At 58.4% G+C, this 20,782-nt stretch carries 18 protein-coding genes and 1 tRNA gene; 5 read left to right on the top strand and 14 right to left on the bottom strand.

Going from position 1 to position 20,782, the window contains the following annotated elements:
• Window positions 1–237 precede the first annotated feature (237 nt).
• From ylqF to fnr, 3 genes are all read left to right on the top strand, one after another.
• On the top strand, window positions 238–1,107 hold the full coding sequence (gene ylqF, locus ACO06L_RS19160) for a ribosome biogenesis GTPase YlqF (protein ID WP_064227068.1): 870 nt from the start codon (window positions 238–240) through the stop codon (window positions 1,105–1,107).
• A gap of 121 nt (window positions 1,108–1,228) precedes the next feature.
• On the top strand, window positions 1,229–2,437 hold the full coding sequence (fabB, locus tag ACO06L_RS19155) for a beta-ketoacyl-ACP synthase I (protein ID WP_064227067.1): 1,209 nt from the start codon (window positions 1,229–1,231) through the stop codon (window positions 2,435–2,437).
• A gap of 139 nt (window positions 2,438–2,576) precedes the next feature.
• On the top strand, window positions 2,577–3,326 hold the full coding sequence (fnr, locus tag ACO06L_RS19150) for a fumarate/nitrate reduction transcriptional regulator Fnr (protein ID WP_064227066.1): 750 nt from the start codon (window positions 2,577–2,579) through the stop codon (window positions 3,324–3,326).
• Window positions 3,327–3,353: 27 nt separating this feature from the next.
• Here fnr and ACO06L_RS19145 read toward each other — a convergent pair whose 3' ends face one another.
• Window positions 3,354–4,232 carry an SDR family oxidoreductase gene (locus ACO06L_RS19145; protein WP_064227065.1) on the bottom strand — a complete coding sequence of 293 codons (879 nt, stop codon included), beginning with the start codon at window positions 4,230–4,232 and terminating at the stop codon, window positions 3,354–3,356.
• 151 nt (window positions 4,233–4,383) lie between these two features.
• On the opposite strand from ACO06L_RS19145, the gene ACO06L_RS19140 reads away from it, so the two are divergent.
• Window positions 4,384–4,740: a hypothetical protein gene (locus tag ACO06L_RS19140; protein ID WP_008176372.1), complete on the top strand. Its 357-nt coding sequence runs from the start codon at window positions 4,384–4,386 to the stop codon at window positions 4,738–4,740.
• Between the two features lie 17 nt (window positions 4,741–4,757).
• Here the strand turns inward: ACO06L_RS19140 and alr are convergent, their stop codons facing one another.
• From alr to rnr, 8 genes are all read right to left on the bottom strand, one after another.
• Entirely contained in the window at window positions 4,758–5,834 is a 1,077-nt protein-coding gene (gene alr / locus ACO06L_RS19135) for an alanine racemase (RefSeq protein ID WP_202347066.1), read from the bottom strand.
• Window positions 5,834–7,240: a replicative DNA helicase gene (gene dnaB / locus ACO06L_RS19130; protein ID WP_041644976.1), complete on the bottom strand. Its 1,407-nt coding sequence runs from the start codon at window positions 7,238–7,240 to the stop codon at window positions 5,834–5,836. Before dnaB ends, alr begins: the two co-directional genes overlap by 1 nt.
• Window positions 7,241–7,473: 233 nt before the next feature.
• Entirely contained in the window at window positions 7,474–7,920 is a 447-nt protein-coding gene (rplI, locus tag ACO06L_RS19125) for a 50S ribosomal protein L9 (RefSeq protein ID WP_064227062.1), read from the bottom strand.
• Window positions 7,921–7,940: 20 nt separating this feature from the next.
• Window positions 7,941–8,807, bottom strand: coding sequence for a hypothetical protein (locus tag ACO06L_RS19120; RefSeq protein WP_064227061.1), 867 nt, complete (start codon window positions 8,805–8,807; stop codon window positions 7,941–7,943).
• A gap of 26 nt (window positions 8,808–8,833) precedes the next feature.
• Window positions 8,834–9,064, bottom strand: a complete 231-nt coding sequence (gene rpsR / locus ACO06L_RS19115) for a 30S ribosomal protein S18 (RefSeq protein WP_007154918.1) — start codon at window positions 9,062–9,064, stop codon at window positions 8,834–8,836.
• 25 nt (window positions 9,065–9,089) lie between these two features.
• Window positions 9,090–9,506 carry a 30S ribosomal protein S6 gene (gene rpsF / locus ACO06L_RS19110; RefSeq protein WP_008176389.1) on the bottom strand — a complete coding sequence of 139 codons (417 nt, stop codon included), beginning with the start codon at window positions 9,504–9,506 and terminating at the stop codon, window positions 9,090–9,092.
• Between the two features lie 246 nt (window positions 9,507–9,752).
• Window positions 9,753–10,490, bottom strand: a complete 738-nt coding sequence (gene rlmB, locus ACO06L_RS19105; RefSeq protein ID WP_202347065.1) for a 23S rRNA (guanosine(2251)-2'-O)-methyltransferase RlmB — start codon at window positions 10,488–10,490, stop codon at window positions 9,753–9,755.
• Between the two features lie 15 nt (window positions 10,491–10,505).
• Complete coding sequence (rnr, locus tag ACO06L_RS19100; RefSeq protein ID WP_202347064.1) at window positions 10,506–13,094, bottom strand: ribonuclease R; 2,589 nt, start codon at window positions 13,092–13,094, stop codon at window positions 10,506–10,508.
• 254 nt (window positions 13,095–13,348) lie between these two features.
• On the opposite strand from rnr, the gene ACO06L_RS19095 reads away from it, so the two are divergent.
• Window positions 13,349–13,435, top strand: a tRNA-Leu gene (locus tag ACO06L_RS19095).
• Window positions 13,436–13,555: 120 nt separating this feature from the next.
• Here the strand turns inward: ACO06L_RS19095 and ACO06L_RS19090 are convergent.
• The 5 genes from ACO06L_RS19090 to mpl all read right to left on the bottom strand — a co-directional run bounded on the left by ACO06L_RS19090 (window position 13,556) and on the right by mpl (window position 20,758).
• Window positions 13,556–15,439 carry a hypothetical protein gene (locus ACO06L_RS19090; RefSeq protein WP_202347063.1) on the bottom strand — a complete coding sequence of 628 codons (1,884 nt, stop codon included), beginning with the start codon at window positions 15,437–15,439 and terminating at the stop codon, window positions 13,556–13,558.
• Between the two features lie 143 nt (window positions 15,440–15,582).
• Window positions 15,583–17,325 carry a protein adenylyltransferase SelO gene (locus ACO06L_RS19085; protein ID WP_202347062.1) on the bottom strand — a complete coding sequence of 581 codons (1,743 nt, stop codon included), beginning with the start codon at window positions 17,323–17,325 and terminating at the stop codon, window positions 15,583–15,585.
• Window positions 17,326–17,407: 82 nt separating this feature from the next.
• Entirely contained in the window at window positions 17,408–18,547 is a 1,140-nt protein-coding gene (locus ACO06L_RS19080) for an acyl-CoA dehydrogenase family protein (RefSeq protein WP_202347061.1), read from the bottom strand.
• A 122-nt stretch (window positions 18,548–18,669) separates the two neighbouring features.
• On the bottom strand, window positions 18,670–19,317 hold the full coding sequence (locus ACO06L_RS19075) for a flavin prenyltransferase UbiX (RefSeq protein ID WP_202347060.1): 648 nt from the start codon (window positions 19,315–19,317) through the stop codon (window positions 18,670–18,672).
• A gap of 46 nt (window positions 19,318–19,363) precedes the next feature.
• Entirely contained in the window at window positions 19,364–20,758 is a 1,395-nt protein-coding gene (mpl, locus tag ACO06L_RS19070) for a UDP-N-acetylmuramate:L-alanyl-gamma-D-glutamyl-meso-diaminopimelate ligase (protein WP_202347059.1), read from the bottom strand.
• Between the last annotated feature and the right edge of the window lie 24 nt (window positions 20,759–20,782).

The raw sequence follows: 20,782 nt of genomic DNA, 5'->3' as shown, positions 1-20,782 counted from the left end.
TCTCCGTTAACAGGGTGGCCACAATCTCAATACCACCGACATACATTGGTTTCATCGTTCAGGGACTACACCCTAAAACATACGGATACGGTTTTTCACCCCGATCAGCCCTCTTTTTGTACATACTTCTCAGTATCCCCCGCCAAAAGCCGCCACACACGGGGATTCAAACAAATGTGAAAGTTTGGTCATTCCCCTTCATAATGGCGCCGTTTAACCCAATCCGGAGCAGATACGATGGCCATCAACTGGTTTCCAGGGCATATGCACAAGGCCCGCAAGGAGATCAAGAAAGTCATGCCACAGATGGATCTCATCATTGAAGTGGTTGATGCGCGCATTCCCTTCAGTAGCGAAAATCCGCTGGTGCCGGCCCTTCGTGGCGAAACGCCACTGATCAAGGTATTGAACAAGCGCGACCTGGCGGATCCAGAGATCACCGAGCAGTGGCGAGCCTGGCTTGAGAAAGAGCGTGGAGTACGCGCCATCACTCTTACCCACAACCAGCGCAGTGAGGCCCTGTCCATCCTCAAGCTGGCCGAAGAATTAACGCCAGATCATGATCGCCAGAAGAGTGCGTTGAGGGTGATGATTCTCGGCATTCCAAATGTCGGCAAATCCACACTGATCAACACACTGGCAGGACGACCTGCGGCCAAAACCGGGAACGAGCCGGCCGTGACCAGGGCCCAGCAGGCCATCAAGCTGCCTAATAACATTCTGCTCTACGACACCCCCGGCTTTCTCTGGCCTAAGCTGTCCCCCGAAGCCTGCGGTTACCGTCTGGCGGTTACCGGGGCGATTCGAAGCGCGGTTCTGGACTTTGAGGATGTGGCCATGTTCGAGGCCGAGTACCTTCTGGAAGCCTACCCGGAGCTTGTGCAGGCCCGCTATGGCTTTGAGGAGCTGCCGAAAGATGCCCTGGCGCTGATGGACGGCATTGCCGCGAAACGCCGATTTTTCGGGCGTGGTGGTGTTCCGGACCTGCACAAGGTTTCGGAGGTACTACTCAACGAATTCCGGTCGGGCAAGCTGGGACGCATTTCCCTGGAAACCCCGGAAATGGTTGAACGCGAAGCCCGGGCCGCCGAGGAGGCGGCGAACTGAGCGCCTCCTGAGCTCCCCTTACCAAGGTCAAATATCGTATCCGGGCCAAAGCGCCTAGACTGTTAAATAACGTTATTGATCGCAAGGTCGGCCATATCGGCCGATCGGTAAGGAGGAACTTATGAGACGCGTCGTCGTCACCGGCATGGGCATTGTGTCCTGCCTCGGCAACTCACTGGACGAGGTCACCCAGAGCCTGAAGAACGGAAAATCGGGCATCCGTTTCAACGAAACCTACAAGGAAATGGGCTTCCGGAGCCAGATTGCAGGCTCTGTGGATGTGGACACATCCGTCATTGACCGCAAGATCCGTCGTTTCATGGGGCCATCCGCCATGTACAGTTTTCTGTCCATGGAGCAGGCCATTGCCCAGGCGGGGCTGACCGAGGACATGATCTCCAACGACCGCACCGGCCTGATCGCCGGCTCCGGTGGCGCTTCCTGCTCGAGCCAGGTGGAAGCCACCGATATCATGCGCGAGAAAGGCGTGAAGCGCATCGGGCCCTACATGGTCCCCCGAATCATGACCAGCACCGTTTCCGCCTGCCTGGCCACTGCTTACAAGATCCGGGGGGTGAACTACTCCATGTCTTCGGCCTGCGCCACAAGTGCCCACTGCATCGGCCACGCCATGGAGCAGATCCAGGCTGGCAAGCAGGACATCGTGTTCGCCGGCGGCGGTGAGGAAGAGGACTGGAGCCTGACCATGATGTTCGATGCCATGGGAGCGCTGTCCACCAAGTACAACGATGCCCCTGAAACGGCCTCCCGCCCCTTCGATGCCGGCCGGGACGGTTTCGTGATTGCCGGTGGTGGCGGCATGATGGTTCTGGAAGAGCTGGAGCACGCCAGAAAACGCGGCGCCAACATCATTGCTGAGCTCACCGGCTACGGCGCCACTTCGGACGGCTACGACATGGTCGCGCCTTCGGGCGAAGGTGCCCAACGCTGCATGAAGCAGGCCATGGCCACTATCCGGGGCAAGATTGACTATATCAACGCCCACGGCACCAGCACCCCCGTTGGCGACGTTGCAGAGATGGGCGCGGTGCGCGCAACCTTTGGTTCCGACATTCCCGCCATTTCCTCTACCAAATCGCTGACTGGCCACTCCCTGGGTGCCGCAGGTGTTCAGGAGGCGATCTATTCGCTGCTGATGCTGCAGAATGGCTTCATTGCCGGTACCAAAAATCTAAATGATCCAGATGAGAAAATCAGCGATCTTCCGCTGGTGGGCCCGAAAAGTCGCGACGGGGCGCTAAACACCGTCATGTCCAACAGCTTCGGGTTTGGTGGGACCAACGCATCGCTGGTTTTCGAGAAGCTTTGAGCGTAAAAGTGATAAGGGCCCACGGGCCCTTATTTGCTTAAAATATATTCTAATATCGTTATGCTTGATTATTGGCAAAGACAGTCATCCGTATTAAGGTACACACTTGATATGGATCAAATCGGACGGATTATCACGTATGGCCCAAGCAATTCCGTTTCGTCAGGCTTCTCCCCTAAAGGCGTCCTGCCACCAGTGCAGCCTGAGCAATCTTTGCCTGCCACTGGCGATTGAAGAAAACGATCTCGACCGGCTGGAAGACATTGTCCAGCAGGGGCGTATCTTCAACCGCGGCGAACATATCTTCGACCAGAGTACGCCCTACCGCTCATGCTTTGCGGTGAAAAGCGGGTCCATCAAGACGTCGATTATCACTGAAAGCGGTGAGGAGCAGGTGACCGGCTTTTTCATGCCCGGTGAACTGGTGGGCCTGGATAGCATTGGCAGTGAACACTATGCGTGCACCGCCAAAGCTCTGGAACGGACCAGCGTGTGTGAGTTTCCGATCGACAAACTGGAGGAACTGACTGGCAAACTGCCGGAGCTTCAGCATCACATGTACCACCTGATGAGCCAGGAGATCCAAAACAGCCATCAACTGGCCATGTTGCTGAGCAAGAACACCGCTGAAGAGCGCATTGCCGCATTGTTGCTGTCGCTTTCCAGCCGGTTCCAGCGTCGCAGGATGTCGCCGACCAACTTCAGCCTGCCCATGGCCCGTAACGACATCGCCAACTTCCTGGGTCTCGCCGTTGAAACGGTGAGCCGGGTATTCACGCGCTTCCAGAACCAGGGCATCATCAAGGCCCGCGGCCGGGAAGTCGAACTTCTGGATATCGAAGGCCTGCAGATGGTCAGCCGGGAATTCTCCCGCCAGTGCAATAACTGAGAAACTGTTTAGTGCCCGCCGTTGTCGTTAACCGGCGGGCTCACTCTCCACTTCCCTGCCGTTGTTCTTTTTCAGCATGGTCAGCTCATCCACCAGGCCGGAGCGCCATGGCATCTGCTTGATGCCGAACGTATTGCGGATCTTGGTGCAGATCAGCGTGGTATTGACCGGCTCCAGATGCCCCCACTGCGGCACCTCATCCACCACCCGGATACCTTCGGGAATCCCGGGAAGACCGGCAATCGCCAGGCCCAGCTCGTATAAATTGATTTCCTCGGCACCGGCGTACTGATAGGTACCCCACACCTCGGCTCCGCAGTCCAGCTGAAGAACCACCGCTTCAATCACCCGGGCCAGGTCCCGAACTGCCACAGGCTGGCCGCGGCAGCGCCCTGGCAATGACAGTACCTCACCGGCAGCGGTACTGGCCTGAACCTTTCGTATGAACCGTGCCAGGCTCCAGCCGGTCCGCAGGATGATGTGTCTGGGCAGCAGGGTGCGCAGGGCTTGCTCGCATTCCCATTGCCAGTTACCCAACTCGTTTACCGGCTGCCCCGGGTTCGATGTGATATACCCACTCTGCTTTCGGCCATCAAACACGTAGCAGGAGGAGAGCTGGAGCAGCGCCATGCCACGATCACGTGCGAACTCGGCCATGGCCACCGGCAAAGAGAACGCTGCCATATGAGCGCCCTCAGGGTCTTTCTCGGCAGTCTCCGGATCGGCCATCCAGAGTGCGTTTACAATCAGGTCGGTATCTTCGGGAATCCAGTTTTCCAGCGCATCGAGATCCGCATTGGAGGGGTCGCTGACAAGCAATGGGCTGACGTGCAGGTGAGTTTCCCGCAGCCGCTCCAGCAAAACCTTCCCCAAGGGGCCGTAATCGTGAACAACAAGTACATGCACGAGGATTCAATGCCTCCGGATATCACTGATGTGACGGTATTTCGGAACCGGTCTGGCCAATGGCTTATCCATTCCGGTCCATACACTGTGATGCAGTCTGGACTTAATGCTTTGCTATTTCTTTCAAGAGCATACAACAACAGGAACTCTCATGCTGAAACAACAGAGCCACATTGTGGCGCCGATTCCCGATGAGTTGCGAACCCGGGCCCTGTATACCGTCGGCGAACTGCGCGAACGGGGCAAGGCCGACAAGGAAGCCATCGACAAGCTCTTCAACCTGATCGTGGACATGACCGAAGAAGGTCTGGACTTCTTTTTCCTGGAGCCGCTTCGCCGTCTGCATGCCAGCAACATGATGATGGGCATGGCCAAAATGGGCATCAGCAGCATGCTCAAGGGCAGCAAGATGGTCGTGCACAAAGTGCTCAAAAAGCTGGACGACCGCAGCCTGGCTGCCATTCTCGACTTTATCGAGGAAATCATTCACGAACCTGAACAGGGCTGACAAAGCACCCCGCTATGTTACCGGTATTGCCGTGGCACCCGCCCGGTAATGCCGGTCATAAGCTCGTAGGAAATGGTGCCGGCGCAGGCGGCCACCTCGTCAACCCCCACGGTGCGCCCCCAGAGCTCGACACTGTCGCCCTCCTTCGCGTCCGGCGCACCGGTGAGGTCAACGGCCAGCATATCCATGGATACCCGGCCGATAAGCCGGATTCGCTGGCCATTGATGGCCGCGGGGGTGTTGGTGCCGGCATGCCGGGGGTAACCATCGCCATAACCAATCGCCACCATGCCCATTCGGGTGTCCCGGTCGGCAACCCAGCTGGCGCCGTAACCAACAGACTCTCCCGCTGGCACCATACGGGTGCTGATCAATGGCGCTTCCAGCGACATCACCGGCTCCAGACCAAGCTCCGGGCCGGTCTTGCCTACCATTGGCGAACCGCCATACAGCATGATTCCCGGGCGGCTCCAGTCAAACATCGGCTGGTCCGGATGAAAGTGGGCGGCCGAGTTGGCAACGCTCTTCATCAGCCCCGGGAAAGCAGAGGTGGCCTGCTCAAACACCGATGTCTGCTGCGCCGTCATGGCGCTCTCAGGATCGTCGGCACAGGCGAAGTGGGTCACAAAGCCCAGCAGCCCCTTGTCAGCACTGATGGCCTCGAGCTTGCCCATGACTCCGGCCAGCTCGTCCGGGTGAAAGCCCAGGCGGTTCATGCCGCTGTTCACTTTCAGCCAGAACGCCGGTCGTGCTTCAAGGCGCTCCAGCCACGACAGCTGCTGGAAACTGTGAAAAACCGGCTCAAACCCCTGTTGGGCGCACTCCTCGATATCCGCGTCGGCGTGCACCCCCTGCAGCAGAACCACCGGCTGCACCAGGCCGGTTTCCCGAATGGCCCGAGCCTCTTCCAGGCATGCCACCGCGAATTTTGGTGCCAGGCCGTCAAGGGCCGAGGCCACCGGCCCGATACCGTGGCCATAGCCATCGGCCTTGACCACCGCCATCACCTGCGCCCCGCCGGCCCGATTCAGGGCAGTCTGGTAGTTCCGGCGAAGGGCGTCGAGATCAATCCGGGCAACGGTGCTGCGGGGCATCAATACTCCCCGCCATAATCGCTGTAGTCACCGTGGGCCAGATCCTCGAATTTCGTGTACTTGCCGATAAATGCCAGGCGGATAGTGCCAATGGGGCCGTTCCGCTGCTTACCAATAATGATCTCGGCGATGCCCTTATCGGGGGTATCCTCGTTATAGACCTCATCCCGATACACGAACATGATCACGTCGGCGTCCTGCTCGATGGCGCCCGATTCCCGCAGATCCGAATTAACCGGGCGCTTGTTGGGCCGCTGCTCAAGACTCCGGTTGAGCTGGGACAGCGCCACCACCGGGCAGCTGAGTTCTTTGGCAATCCCCTTGAGGGACCGGGAGATTTCCGAAATTTCGGCCGTACGGCCTTCGGTGTTTCCGGGCACCCGCATGAGCTGCAGGTAGTCGACCATGATCAGGCCGATCTTGCCATCGTTCTCCCGGGCAATACGCCGGGCACGGGAACGCATTTCTGTGGGGCTCAGGCCCGGCGTATCGTCGATATAAAGCGGTTTGTCCTTGAGCAGACTGACCGCTGAAGTCAGCCGGGGCCAGTCATCCTCTTCCAGCTTGCCGCCGCGGACCTTGGTCTGGTCGATGCGCCCGAGCGACGACAGCATACGCATGGCGAGGGCATCCGCTGGCATTTCCATACTGAACACCAGAACCGGCGTGCCGGTACTGATCAGGGCATTTTCAACGATGTTCATGGCGAAGGTCGTCTTACCCATGGAGGGGCGACCCGCCACGATGATCAGGTCCGAAGGCTGCATGCCCGAGGTCTGCTCGTCGAGATCCTTGAAGCCCGTCGTCAGGCCGGTGGTCTGCTCGCCAGATTCAAACAGTTCCTCGATCCGGCTCAGGGTCTTGGCCAGAATGGGGTTAATGGCCTGGGGGCCAGAACCTTCCTTGACCCGCGCCTCGGCAATCTGGAATACACTGCGCTCGGCTTCGTCGAGAATTTCATTACTGTTCCGGCCGAGCGGGTTGAAGGCCGAATCGGAAATCTTGCCGGACACCTCCACCAGCTGTCGCAAAATGGAGCGCTCGCGGACGATATCGGCATAGGCGCGGATGTTTGCGGCACCGGGGGTTTTCTCGGCCAATTCCGCCAGATAAGACAAGCCACCGGCATCTTCAATATCGCCGGCGCGCTCCAGGAATTCGGCCAGGGTGACAACATCCAGCGGCTCGCTCTCACTGGCGAGGCGCTCCACTGCGCCAAAGATCAGGCGGTGATCCTGTCGATAGAAATCGGCGGCCGAAATCACTTCCGAGATCTCGTCGAACCGGCGGTTGTCGAGCATCAGGCCGCCCAATACCGCCTGCTCTGCTTCCACAGAATGGGGAGGCACCTTGATACGACTGGTTTCGAGATCAGTACTCGCGGGCTTCAGATTGGGCTTGGCCATGAACACATCTTCAGTTGGACATCGTAACCACGACAGTTTAAGCGACCTGCCGCAGCAATGGGAGAGGGTTACAGGGACTTAACAGCATACCAGAAAGCAACAGGCCCGAAAGCCGCGAGATGCGGTTCGGGCCTGTCAGGTTGGCCATCGCTCGGCCTCGGAAGAGGCAGCGACGGCCACCAGCGCATTACCAGAGCCGGGAAAACCCCGACGCCGTTTTCAGAGAAAACGGCTTACTCGGCAACAACCGCCAGCTTGACCGTTACTTCAACGTCGGAGTGCAGCTGAAGCTCGATCTCGTACTCGCCAGTCACCCGGATCGGGCCTTCCGGCAGACGAACTTCGCTCTTCTCGACTTCGGTACCACCGGCAGTGATCGCGTCAGCAATGTCGCGCACACCGATAGAGCCGAACAGCTTGCCTTCTTCACCAGCTTTGGAGCTGATAGTGAAAGCAGCACCCTCGAGAGCCTCGGCGCGAGCCTGGGCGGCAGACAGCTTCTCAGCAGCTGCTTTCTCAAGCTCTGCACGACGCTCTTCGAACGCCTTCAGATTTGCTTCTGTGGCAGGCACAGCCTTGCCATAAGGAAGCAGGAAATTACGACCGTAACCGGCCTTAACCTTTACCTTGTCACCCAGGGAGCCAAGGTTTGCAACTTTCTCGAGCAGAATAACTTCCATCTCGTTAACCTCTTCGTGCTTTATTCAGCCGGCCCGGCAGGGCTTATACGCCTCCGGATATCCAGCCAGCTATCCACAAAAGCCAGAACCACTAACAGAATCATCAGACTTGGGCCCAAAAGGACCAGTGCGACATAGAACATCGCCAGCCAGTTCCCACTGAGCTTTTTCAAACCAACAACACCGTGCACCAGTGCCAGGCTGGCGAGGAACAGCGGCGTTCCCGCAGCCCAGGCAAGCAGCATGGAGTTCAGTCCGAGGAACGGACCAACCACCATGGTCACCGCACACAACACCGCAATTGGCGGTGAAAGGCGCAGACCATGAAATTCCTTGCGGAATCCACCGGGGTTATAAAGCCCCGCCTGCCAGGCCCGCGCCAGCATGGTCATGCCCACACCCGTTGCCAGGTAGGTGCCTGCCATGCTCGCGTTCATCGTGTCCCGGATAACCCTATCGAGGTCATCGCCGAGACTCTTCGCAATTTCGGCATTGTACTGTTGGTAAAAACTCACCCCGGCCTGGACCAGATCATCCAGTAACCCCGGGTAGACTACAGGCAACATCAGGCCTGTGACGATTGCGAGAAAACTTCCCGCAAGCAGAGCTTTTTCCCAGGACAGCGTGGTTCTGATCAGTGACGCCATGAGCATAACCTGGAGCAACACAGCCAGAGCAGTCGGGTCCTGCCCGAAAATGCTCCAGCCAAGCGCCGGAAGTAATGCCCAGAGCCCGATATTGAGCCCCTGACTGATGCCGAGCCTTAGGATTACCAGGCCGACAACGGCTGCGCCAATCCAGAACAACAAGGGTACGGCAGTTGTGACTGCTGCTACCCCGCCGGCCTGGAGGGGACCGCGCATTACATACTGTGCAAGTGCACGCATGGTCCCAAGTCCTGTGTTTCTGTTACTTAGTTATCGTGGCTGTCCGAGTACGGCAGCAGTGCCAGGTAGCGGGCACGCTTGATAGCGGTAGCCAGCTGACGCTGATAACGTGCTTTGGTGCCGGTGATGCGGCTGGGCACGATTTTGCCGGTTTCAGTGATGTAGCCTTTCAGGGTGTCCAGATCTTTGTAATCGATCTCCTTAACACCCTCTGCCGTGAAGCGGCAGAACTTACGACGTCTGAAAAAACGAGCCATAACTTAACTCCTCAACTCCGGTTAATTACTCTTCTTCGTCCTGGGTTTCAGCACGCTGACGTGGCTCGTCAGATTCGGCTGAACGACGCGGGCGATCATCGCCGCCACGACGGTCTTCACGGGACTCGGAAGCTTTCATCGGGGACAGGTCTGTATCCGCACCATCACGGCGCAGGATCATGTCGCGGATGATTGCATCGTTGAAACGGAAGTTGTGAGTCAGCTCGTCCATCGCGGCCTGTGAACATTCAACGTTCATCAGTACGTAGTGAGCCTTGTGAATCTTGTTGATCGGGTATGCCAGGTGACGACGGCCCCAATCTTCCAGGCGATGTACCTTGCCGCCATCTTCAGTGATGACGCCGGTATAACGCTCGATCATCGCGGGCACCTGCTCGCTCTGATCCGGATGTACCATAAAAACGATTTCGTAGTGACGCATGAGTTCTCCCTACGGTTTAAACAGCTTCCTTTTTACCGGCACGGCTTTGAACCCGCGACCGACAAACATGAAAGCAAGGAGTTGACAGCATTCTGCTGCCGGTTTCTTTTTGCTTTATCAATAAGGCTTTACAAGAAAGGCTTGATCAAAAGCTTGGCCCCGTATTGCCTGCATTCAGGCAATACAAAACCACCCCTTGGAAAAGGGGTCACGTATTCTAGGCGGGGAATGCCCTGTGTGCAAGCGTTAACCAAGCCGTTGACGCAGGGCTTCGTATAGGCAAACACCCGTAGCCACGGATACGTTGAGGCTATCCACGTGGCCGAGCATGGGGATATTGATCAGCTGGTCACAGTGCTCCCGGGTCAGTCGACGCATGCCCTTGCCCTCAGCACCCATCACCAGGGCCACCGGGCCCTTGAAATCGGCCTGGTAGAGCGTTGCATCCGCCTCACCGGCGGTGCCGATCAGCCAGACCCCCTGATCCTGCAAACTACGCAGAAAGCGGGCGAGATTGGTAACCCGCACAAAGGGCACTGTCTCGGCAGCACCACAGGCAACCTTGCGGGCAACCGGGGTCAGCGAAGCGGACTTGTCCTTGGGGACAATGACCGCCTGAATTCCCACGGCATCGGCGGTGCGCATGCAGGCGCCAAGATTATGGGGATCGGTCACGCCATCCAGTACAAGCAGAAACGGCGGCTTGTCACTGCCCGCCAGCTGCGCCAGCAGATCGTCTTCCGTCCACTCCCGGCTCTCACTGACGGCCGCGACAATCCCCTGATGCACCCCCGCAACCCGCTCGTCGAGCTCCTTGCGGTGCACAACTTTCCAACGCACACCCAGGCTATCGAGGGCATCGGTAATACCCTTGACCCGTTTATCCTGCCTGCCGGTCTGGATCCAGACCTGTTGTAACCTTTCAGGCTCGCGCTTGAGGACAGCCTCAACCGCGTGCCAGCCAAACACAAATTCTCCGGACACTGTTTACACTTCCCGTTATTTGCCGGATTTCCGCGGCTTGGCTTTTTTATCGTCTTTGCCGGTGCCACTGCCCTTCTTGCCTTTCTTCAGCGCAAGCTTCGCAGCCCGGGCCACCAGTTCGTCCCTGGCAGAAGGCGTTTCATCGTCATCAAAAGCCTCGGGGGCCGCCGTTTTCTTCTGCGAAGCCGGGCGTTTCCTCGGGCGCTTCGGGCCAGACTCGCCGTCTGATGCACCTTTCTGGCCAGGCTTGGCTCTGCCGGAGGGCTTACCACCTTTGCCGGGACCACGCTTTCCCTTTCCTCGCTCCCCTTTTCCTCGCTCCCCCTTATCAGGGACCTTGAGGGCGTCGCGATCTGCCTGCCGGTGAACCGGCTCACTGATCAGCTCCAGGTCTATCTTCCGGTCTTCCATGCCGACCCGAACGACCTTCACCCGGACCTCATCACCAAGCCGGAAACTCATTGCCGTGCGCTCGCCAATAAGACGATGCTTGGCGGAATCATGGTGGAAGAAGTCGCCGCTCAGCGTCGACACGTGCACCAATCCCTCGATGTAGACGCCCGAGAGCTCAACAAAGAAGCCGAAGGGCACCACGGAAGCGATCACGCCATCATAATCCTCACCGACATGATCACTCAGGTACTCGCACTTCAGCCAGGCCATAACATCCCGGGTGGCATCGTCGGCACGCCGCTCCGCCATGGATGTATGCTCACCCAGCTGCTCCATGCGGGCCATGTCGTAGGGATATTCGGCAAGCTCCGGATCCGGTTTCGGAGGCGGAACCACATCCTTGGAAGGTTGCCCCCCGTGAATAACCGATTTGATGGCCCGGTGATTAATCAGATCCGGGTAACGGCGGATCGGCGACGTGAAGTGGGCATAACCCGCATAACCAAGGCCAAAATGGCCGCCCTCTTCCGGGCTGTAGACGGCCTGGCTGAGTGAACGCAGCATAACCGTCTGGATCACATTGGCATCCGAGCGATCCTTGATACTGTTCAGCAGCTCCTGGTAGTCCGCAGACGTGGGGTTATCACCACCACCCAATTGCAGACCCAGCTCACCCAGGAACAGCCGAACCGCATTGAGCCGCTCTTCTGAAGGGCCATCGTGCACCCGGTAAAGTGCCGGGAGTTTGTGTTTTTTCAGGAATCGCGCTGTCGCAACGTTCGCGCACAGCATGCATTCCTCGATGATCTTGTGGGCATCGTTGCGCTGCACCGGAACGATCTCTTCGATTTTCCGGTCGGCGTCAAACACGATCTTGGTTTCGGTGGTTTCGAAATCGATTGCGCCACGCTCGGTACGGGCCTTGCGCAGCAACTGGTAAAGGCCGTAGAGATTGTGTAACTGCGGGAGCACATTGGCGTATTGCTCACACAGCTTGTAGCCCTGCTCGGTGTCCGGGTGCTCCAACATGGTGCTTACCTTGTTGTAGGTAAGCCGCGCATGACTGAACATGACCGCCTGATAGAAGCTGTAGCTGCTGATGTTACCCGCGGCGCTGATGGTCATATCAGCCACCATGCAGAGGCGATCCACCCCGGGGTTCAGCGAGCAAAGGCCATTAGACAGCTTTTCCGGCAGCATTGGCACGACGTGATCCGGGAAATAAACCGACGTACTGCGGTTTACCGCCTCGTCATCCAGTGGTGTACCCGGCCGGACATAGTGGGAAACGTCGGCAATCGCAACCAGCAGGCGATAGCCGCCACGGGGCCTTGGCTCGCAGTACACCGCATCATCGAAATCACGGGCCGTTTCGTCGTCGATGGTTACCAGCCTGAGATTGCGGATATCCTTCCGGTTGGCCTTGTCTTTCTCAGTGACCTCTTCCGGAATTTCCGCCGTCTGCTCACCGACAGCGGGCGGCCAGCTATGGGGAATGTCGTAGGAACGGATGGCAACGTCAATTTCCATCCCGGGCGCCATGTGTTCGCCAAGGACCTCAACAACCTTGCCCAATGGCTGCGTGCGCACAGTGGGCTGGCGAACGATATCCACCACAACATACTGGCCGTGGCGGGCATTGCCGCAATTTTCCTGGGGAATCAGCACTTCGTGGTTGATCCGCGCGTTTTCCGGAACAACGAAGCTGATGCCGCTTTCCTGGAAAAATCGTCCCACTGTCTGGCTGGTCCGGTATTCCAGAACTTCTACGATCACGCCTTCGCGCCGGCCGCGATCATCGACACGGTCAACCCGCGCAGCTACCCGATCACCATGAAACACCTGGCGCATCTGCCGAGCGGTGAGGAACAGGTCACTACCACCGTCGTCAGGGATCAGAAAACCGAAACCATCCTTGTGGCCAACCACCCTGCCGACAACCAGTTCTGCCTCTTCAATCGGAAGGTAGGCCCCCCGGCGATTGCAGATCAGCTGTCCGTCGCGACACATGGCAATGAGACGCCGACGCAGAGCCTCGATACCCTCCGGGGAATTCTGTCCGAGCTCTTCACAAAGCGTCTCGTGTGTCGCCGGGGCGCCACGCTCCTTGAGGTGCTCGAGGATGAACTCCCTGCTCTGGATCGGATTGTCGTATTTTTCTGCTTCACGACCTGCGTGCGGATCTTTGTCTGTCTTTTTTCTCGAAGCCATTCGTGTCCTTGTCCTGGTACCGTAATGCGGTGTGCCTGAATTGAATTTGATCCCGAGTATAACGCCGGTATAAAGGAAGTGCCTAACCACACAAAGAATATAGGCACAAATACCACTCAAGGTTTTTGATAAAAAACGTTTGACACCGTTTTCCGGAATTATTAAAGTACGCGCCATCGGTTGAGGGGCAACACCTCAACTGCGGCAGAACTGCCAAGTTTTCAACGAACTAAACGCAGAACTGCAAATCACCTGCCGAGGTGGTGAAATTGGTAGACACGCTAGCTTCAGGTGCTAGTGGGGGCAACCCCGTGGAGGTTCAAGTCCTCTCCTCGGCACCACTTCCTTCCTCAGGAAGTGGCCAGACAGCCAACCGGCGAAGTCTTATCTCCCTTTGAAAAACAGCCAGTTACGTCAGTTTCTTTGCCTTTTATCAGCAACAGAATTACGCCATATGCCGGCTATTTCAACAACCCCACCAGGTATTCAGACAACCTCTGATAACTGTATTCCACCCGCGCATAAGCGGAATTGGGCACACCCTCAAACTCGCGGCCACAGTCACCAGCCGGGTTGTAGCTTTTCAGATAGGCATCGCGGATAAGGTTCGGTTGTTCTGCGACAAAGCCTGGCCCGTCTGCCGCTGGGTAATTCATCGCCCACTCGAAACCGCCATCGCCGGTTACCCGGGCCAATTGGAGGCGATCCGGATCGAGGAATCCGTAGCGCAGCAGTCGAAGATTCGGTTGCTCCGGTCCTGAAAACTCCCGTCGATCAAACTCAAGAACCGGATCGGTGAAAACGTCTGGCTGCGGTTCATAGCCTGAAAACTGGTACGCCTGAAAGCCTGTTACAACCTGGTTTGCGTCGGCGGCATCCTCCTGAGGGGCACAGCTGTTGATACCCGCGGCAAAGGTTACAGCTTCAACCTCACTGCCCTGCTCTGAAATCCGATAACCCGGAAATACGGACGATGAATTTGCTGTTTCCGGAACCAGCGTTCGCGTTGCGCCACCGGTCGTCTCTGCAACCAACTCCACCAGATCACCACTGTCCCTCGTCCAGCTGTAGGTGACCTCTGGAGGGCCGCCCAACTCCGTTGAATCTGCAGCAATCCCCCTGTGCTCATGGCAGGTGGTACTGGTCTCGAAGTAAATTCGCCGGTGGTTCCAATCGAAAATCAGTCGTTCATCCATGCTCTCGTCTTCGAAATTCAAGCGGCTCTGATCCGAAAGCGCGGCGGACGGCAGCCACTGGGTTTGCAGGGCCGCAATATAGCCATTCACACCGATCAGTCTTGCCAGCTCCGGCATGGAGGGTGCCAGACAGCCGTTTGCCGAGACGGATAGCAAACGCCCGCTCTCACTGTAATCGAAGGCCAGCTCGGCGGAGATCTGCAGGCCGGAGCGACTGGCAGGCAGAGTGTCCTGATTGGAGGGCTCTGCGTATACCTTCTGGCTGGTCAGCAGCACCGGGTCGCTCAATTCCACATCAACTTCGGGCAGGGTCAGGGCATCAACGTCGACATTGGCAAAATCACCCTGGGCGGCGGCATCAACCACTGCGATAACATCGCTGGCATTCTGTACCAGAGACACGCCCAGCAGAAACGCCCCTTCCCTGCTCAGGAATCGTTCCGTGCCGTCACTGTCTCCCGCTGCTAGCAGGTCGTTATAGGCAGCTGGAATCTGGCTGGCCATGAAATGTGCCAATGCCCTGGCATAGGCGTGTGAGCGCTCGTCCCGGGCGAGGATATAATCGCGTACCAGATTCAAATCGGCCAGGCTGGCAGCGGCGCCGGAGGGCGTTTCCAGAAACGAACCCAGCCCGACGATGCCCCGATAGCGGGCCAGTGTTGTCAAAGGCGTGATATTGCGAACACCGGGAGGCGCCGACATCAGATAGGCGCTGGCCACCGGGACGTCTCCGTTGCGAGTTTCCTCAAGGGTTTTACCCGGCAGAGCCACGGCATGCAGCGAATAGCCCCTTGGATCAAGGTCCGGGCCCACTGAAGGGTCCAGAACCAGCTCCGAGATATCCATTGCGAACCGACCGCCGGCAGAACTGATGGCCGTGGGCTCGCCCGAGGCAAGGGTGACTGCGCTGCCGTTATCCAGTTCGATAACAAGGGGCCCCGGGGTGTACTGACTGTCACCATCCATATCCAGCCAGACCCGGGCGTTCTTCAGGTAGCCGTCGATGACCTTCCCCGTATAAGGCGCAGGCTCACTGTACTCCACGCCATCGAAATCCCGCCCGTCCACGGGCAGCTCGTCGGATTCCTCGCCGCAACCGGCGAGGAAAAGGGAGAGAACAGGCACAGAGAGACCAATGAGGCATTTCATCGCGGCAACCGTTTATCCTTGTTAGAGGTTGTGCCGCTACTTTAGGGGATGTGGTGCCCGCAGACCTTGATAGGTTTGGCAATTTGTAAAGTTTGGTAACTGGCGCCCCATCTGGTCAGCGAATTAACCAGACGGGACACGAGTCACGACGAGCAGCTGTAGTGGGAAATCCCACCAAGATCGAACAAATCTGACGGCTTCAGCCGGTAGTATTGCGCCTCAACGGCATTCGATTGCTCGGCATAGGGGTGAGTCAATACATCCTGCAGCGCTCTCAGTGGCTGGTAATCTCCATCGGCTGCTCGCTGATAGGCGGGAACCACGAACCACTCGCGCATGGTGTATTTTGGATTCACCCGCTTCATGCTCCGGGAGCGTTCCTCGCGGAGCCGGGAGCCATCGCCAGCCCCATCGAGTCCAGTTTTTGATTTCCACTGGGCCAGCCAGTCGGACCAGCGCTTGAGTAGCGCGTCCGAATCAGCACCTCCGGCTTGATTCAGTGACCTGTAAAAGCTCTTTTTGATTGGCGCGATATCGTCGGGTATTGAGGAGAGCTCGCGAAAAAACACGCTGTAATCCACAGGTGTCTGCGTCATCAGCATCATCAACTCTCTGAAGAGTTCGACGTCAAACGCCTCAAGGCCCAGCTTGGCCGACCACATCTTTTCCATTTCCGCCTGCATCACCTCCGGGAAACCGCTATGAATCTCCTCGAGTTGAGCCAGTTCGTCCTCATGAGCGGTCAACAGAGGCCTCAGGGCCGAACAGAAACTCTTGAAGTTCCGTTCTGCTGCCGCGGGTTGGTTCAGGAAGGCGAAGTGCTGTCCGCCACCGGTCCATGGCTGGTAGAAGGGTTCAAATACTTCACAGAAGCCGAAGGGACCGTAATCCAGTGTAAAGCCGCCGGCGGCGCAATTGTCACTGTTGAAATTGCCCTGGCAATAACCAACGCGGATCCAGTTCGCAACCAGGGAGGCGAGGCGGCTGCGGAACTCCCGAGCGAGCATCACGAGTTTTGTGGGAGTATCGAGTGACTGATCAATAACGCCGTTATACTCCCGATCAATCAGGTGCAGTACCAGCTGCTCGAGTTCTTCATGCGCACGGGGGTGCTCCTGCTTTCGGGCCCTGCGCCCGAAAAGTTCTAGCTGGCCCACTCGAATAAAGGACGGGGCCACACGCGTGGAGATGGCAACCGGCTCCGAAATGAGCTGGTCCGGATCCAGGGAATGGGAGCCCTGGGAATACCAGGGTCGCCGCACCCTTTCCGTTTTCGATACATACAGACTCAGCGACCGGGAGGTCGGCACCCCCAGCGCGTGCATGTGCTCCTGGGCGAGGAATTCACGAACGCTGGAACGCAGAACGGCCCGGCCGTCGGCGCCGCGACAGTAGGGCGTCCGTCCCCCGCCCTTGAGCTGCATTTCCCAGCGTCGACCGTTGATAACCGCTTCCAGTACCGAAATGGCACGGCCGTCACCATAGCCGTTGCCGGTCTGAAACGGACACTGCTGGATGTACTCGGTGCCGTAGATGGAGAGCGCATAGCCACACGCCCAACCGACTTTGCTCATGGGCTCCGGCACGCGTGAGAGATCTCCGGAGAACATCCGGATAAAGTCATCAGACCGGGCCAGGCTGTCTGCAAAGCCCAGTTCGCGGAACAAACCTTCACTGTGGGCGACGTACTCGGGGGTCTCGATGGGGGTTGGCCTGACCGGAACGTAGTGCCCTGAAAAGACCTGCCTCGGCTTGTAGTCAACGCCATCGGCAGTGGCATCAGGATCGCAGGCCAGACTATTCATCAGCGAATAGTCTGCCATCGGGGCTAGCTCTTCGAGGTTGGTCACTTCGAAACGGGGTTCTCGCGACAACGGCTGTGTCATCTGTGCCTCTCCTGATCAAAGGAAACGGGCAGTGCCGGCACTGCCCTCAGTTGCCCTTATGATCAGCCCCCGGGGCGGGGGTTCAGAATGAACGGGCAACGATTTCCTTCATGATTTCATTGGTGCCAGCATAGATGCGCTGCACCCGTGAGTCTGCCCATGCCCGGGCAATCGGGTACTCCCACATGTAACCATAGCCACCGTGAAGCTGCACGCACTCATCCATCACCGTGCATTGCAGGTCTGTGGTGAGCTGCTTGAGCATCGCAGCCGTGGGGATGTCGAGCTTCTTGTCCAGATGCAGCTCCAGGCACCGATCGGTGAACACCCGGGCGGCGGTGATTTCCGCTTTCATCTCCGCCATCTTGAAGCGGGTATTCTGGAACGCGATCACCGGCTTGCCGAAGGCGTTGCGCTCCTTGACGTAATCGAGAGTCCAGTCCCAGGCCGCCTCGGCAGCGGCTACCGCCCCCAGAGCGACTTGCAGACGCTCGGCCGCCAGTTCCTGCATCAGCTGGAAAAAGCCCTGGCCCTCACCCGGGCCGATCAGGTTTCCTGCAGGCACTTTCACGTCCTGGAAGAACAGCTCGGAGGTATCCTGGGCCTTCATCCCCACCTTGTTCAGGTTCTGACCTTTCTCGAACCCTTCCCACGCGGTTTCCACCATGAACAGACTGATGCCCTTGGCGCCTTCCTTGGGATCAGTTTTGGCAACCACAATGACCACATCGGCAAGCTGGCCGTTGGTAATAAAGGTTTTCGAACCGTTCAGAACGTAATGGTCGCCGTTCTTGACCGCCGTGGTTTTCACGCCCTGCAGGTCCGAGCCGGCGCCCGGCTCGGTCATGGCGATGGCCCCGATCATCTCACCGCTGGCCAGCTTCGGTAAATAATGGTTTTTGAGCTCTTCGGAACCGTAATTGAGCACGTAAGGCGCAACAATGTCAGAGTGGAGGCCCCAGCCTATCCCGGTCAAGCCCGCTCTGGCGACCTCTTCAATCAACACCGCGCTGTACCGGAAATCCGCGCCTACGCCGCCAAACTCTTCTGGCAGACAAGGGCAAAGAAAACCCAGCTCACCGGCCTTCTGCCAGAGTTCGCGGCTAACCTGGCCGTCTTTCTCCCACTGATCATGGTAAGGCGCCGCTTCCTGCTCCAGGAACTTGCGGACAGAGTCGCGGAAGCCTTCAAGGTCGGCGTCGAAGAGAGTGCGTGGAATCATGGTGAACCTCGGTGAATAACCTGTGTTGTGATTGTCGTTCACCAAGTCTCTGCCCGGAGGCCCATTTGCTCAATGATGAAAAGCATCAATCGGGCTGACCAAAACCATCGCTGCGAGCAGCCTCAGCCCTTGCGCTTGTCCTCGGCGCGGGCCTCGCCCCAACGGGGCATCAGGTCCTGGGGCAGGTTCAGATGGTCGAGGATTCGGGCGACAATAAAATCGACCAGATCCTCAAGGGACTGCGGTTTGTGGTAGAAGCCGGGGCTCGCCGGCATGATGACGGCACCCATGCGGGTCAGTTTCAGCATGTTCTCCAGATGCACCTCGGAGAAAGGCGCCTCCCGGGGCACCAGAATCAGCGGGCGCCGCTCCTTCAGGGCCACATCACCGGCCCGCTCAATCAGGTTGTTGCTGGCCCCGGTCGCCAGGGCCGAGAGCGTTCCGGTGCTGCAGGGGCAAACCACCAGCGGCGCTTTCTCCCCGGAGCCGGAAGCCGGCGGTGCAAACCAGTCTTCCCGCCCAAACACCAGAACTTGGCCCGGCTCCGCGCCGGCATGGGCCGAGAGGGTCTCCTGCATCGCCGGCGGGGTTCCCGGCAGTTTGAGGTCGGTCTCGGTGGCGATCACCACCTGTGCGGCCCGGCTGACCATCACATTCACACGGCAGCCGGCCGACACCAGGCACTGCAGCAGGCGCAGGCCATACTGGGCACCAGACGCGCCGGTGAAGGCCAGGTTAACGGTTGAGGGCCGGTTCTGGTCATTGCTCATGGATGTCGCCACTTGTCAGTCAGAGGAAGTCGCCGGTTGCGCCGGATCAGCCACGGATACGCTCAAGCTCGGCAATAAGTTTACCGTGAATACCGCCAAAGCCCCCGTTGCTCATGATCACAATGTGGCAGAGGCTGGGAAGATCTTCCAGGGTGCGTGCCAGCAAATCCTCCACCGTAGCCTCCACCCGGTGCCGATCGGAACCGGTATTCAGCGCCTGCCAACCGGCAATCAGTTCCGGCAGCCAGTCCATATCATTCAGGTTGGCCCACAGAACCCGGTCCGCGGTTTCCGCGCTGGGCAGCAGCGTCTGCTGGTGGACGCCCTGCTTCATGGTGTTTGAGCGCGGTTCAATCAGCGCCAGGATGGGCTCGTCACCCACCTGGTTACGCAAGCCCTCAAGGGTGGTGGCAATGGCGGTCGGATGGTGGGCAAAGTCGTCGTATACACGCACGCCGTCTATGTCCGCCAGCAACTCCATCCGCCGTTTGACGCCGGAGAACCGGCACAGGGCCGCCACCGCATGATCCGGGGTAACGCCCACATGGCGGGCAGCAGCAATCGCAGACAGGGCATTGCGGACATTATGAAGACCGGTCTGATCCCACTTCAGCGTTGCCACCGGCTGTTCGTGGTGAATCACCAGAAACCGGCTGCCGTCCTCCGAGAGCAGCTCGGCACGCCAGTCCGACATGCGCGGGGTCTCGCTGCCAATCGCAGTGTCCTGCACCGGGCTCCAGCAGCCCAATTCCAGAGCTTTATCCAGATGGCCGTCCACCGCGGGGCGGATGATCAGGCCCTGGGAGGGCACGGTTCGAACCAGATGGTGAAACTGCCGCTCTATGGCTTCGACATTCTCGAAGATATCCGCGTGGTCGAACTCCAGGTTGTTCATGATCAGGGTGTGGGGACGGTAATGGACAAACTTGGAGCGTTTGTCAAAAAAGGCGCTGTCGTATTCATCCGCCTCGATCACAAAAAAGTCGCTGTTGCCCAGACGCGCCGATACCGGAAAGTCCAGAGGAACACCACCGACAAGATACCCGGGCTCCAACCCGGCCTGATCGAGTATCCAGAGCAGCATGGACGTTGTAGTGGTCTTGCCGTGGGTGCCGGCCACCGCCATCACCCAGCGGTGCCGGAGCACTTCCCGACTCAGCCACTCGGGTCCGGACATGTAATCGATATTGCGGTTGAGCACGGCCTCGACTTCCGGATTGCCACGGGACATGGCGTTACCGATCAGCACAAGATCCGGCTTCGGCTCCAGGTGATCCGGACTGTAGCCTTCCATCAGGCCGATGCCCTGGGCCTCCAACTGAGTGCTCATGGGCGGATAAACGCCCTGATCGGACCCGGTCACGGTATGGCCCAGCTCACGGGCCAGAACGGCCAGGCTGCCCATGAAGGTGCCACAGATTCCGAGGATGTGAATGTGCATTCGGCGACTGCCCCCTGTGTTGAA

Source organism: Marinobacter sp. (assembly GCF_965229985.1).
GTDB lineage: Bacteria > Pseudomonadota > Gammaproteobacteria > Pseudomonadales > Oleiphilaceae > Marinobacter.
The sequence above is the reverse complement of the archived record's forward strand: the minus strand, read 5'-3'. Positions and strand labels throughout refer to the sequence as shown.

Excerpts from the sequence above, each read along its gene's own strand:
- dnaB (WP_041644976.1), bottom strand. The coding sequence starts at position 7,240 with ATGGCCAAGCCCAATCTGAAGCCCGCGAGTACTGATCTCGAAACCAGT.
- mpl (WP_202347059.1), bottom strand. The coding sequence starts at position 20,758 with ATGCACATTCACATCCTCGGAATCTGTGGCACCTTCATGGGCAGCCTG.
- fabB (WP_064227067.1), top strand. The coding sequence starts at position 1,229 with ATGAGACGCGTCGTCGTCACCGGCATGGGCATTGTGTCCTGCCTCGGC.
- ACO06L_RS19120 (WP_064227061.1), bottom strand. The coding sequence starts at position 8,807 with ATGCGTGCACTTGCACAGTATGTAATGCGCGGTCCCCTCCAGGCCGGC.
- ylqF (WP_064227068.1), top strand. The coding sequence starts at position 238 with ATGGCCATCAACTGGTTTCCAGGGCATATGCACAAGGCCCGCAAGGAG.
- rnr (WP_202347064.1), bottom strand. The coding sequence starts at position 13,094 with ATGGCTTCGAGAAAAAAGACAGACAAAGATCCGCACGCAGGTCGTGAA.
- ACO06L_RS19140 (WP_008176372.1), top strand. The coding sequence starts at position 4,384 with ATGCTGAAACAACAGAGCCACATTGTGGCGCCGATTCCCGATGAGTTG.
- ACO06L_RS19080 (WP_202347061.1), bottom strand. The coding sequence starts at position 18,547 with ATGATTCCACGCACTCTCTTCGACGCCGACCTTGAAGGCTTCCGCGAC.
- rpsF (WP_008176389.1), bottom strand. The coding sequence starts at position 9,506 with ATGCGTCACTACGAAATCGTTTTTATGGTACATCCGGATCAGAGCGAG.
- ACO06L_RS19090 (WP_202347063.1), bottom strand. The coding sequence starts at position 15,439 with ATGAAATGCCTCATTGGTCTCTCTGTGCCTGTTCTCTCCCTTTTCCTC.
- rplI (WP_064227062.1), bottom strand. The coding sequence starts at position 7,920 with ATGGAAGTTATTCTGCTCGAGAAAGTTGCAAACCTTGGCTCCCTGGGT.
- fnr (WP_064227066.1), top strand. The coding sequence starts at position 2,577 with ATGGCCCAAGCAATTCCGTTTCGTCAGGCTTCTCCCCTAAAGGCGTCC.
- ACO06L_RS19075 (WP_202347060.1), bottom strand. The coding sequence starts at position 19,317 with ATGAGCAATGACCAGAACCGGCCCTCAACCGTTAACCTGGCCTTCACC.
- alr (WP_202347066.1), bottom strand. The coding sequence starts at position 5,834 with ATGCCCCGCAGCACCGTTGCCCGGATTGATCTCGACGCCCTTCGCCGG.
- ACO06L_RS19085 (WP_202347062.1), bottom strand. The coding sequence starts at position 17,325 with ATGACACAGCCGTTGTCGCGAGAACCCCGTTTCGAAGTGACCAACCTC.
- rpsR (WP_007154918.1), bottom strand. The coding sequence starts at position 9,064 with ATGGCTCGTTTTTTCAGACGTCGTAAGTTCTGCCGCTTCACGGCAGAG.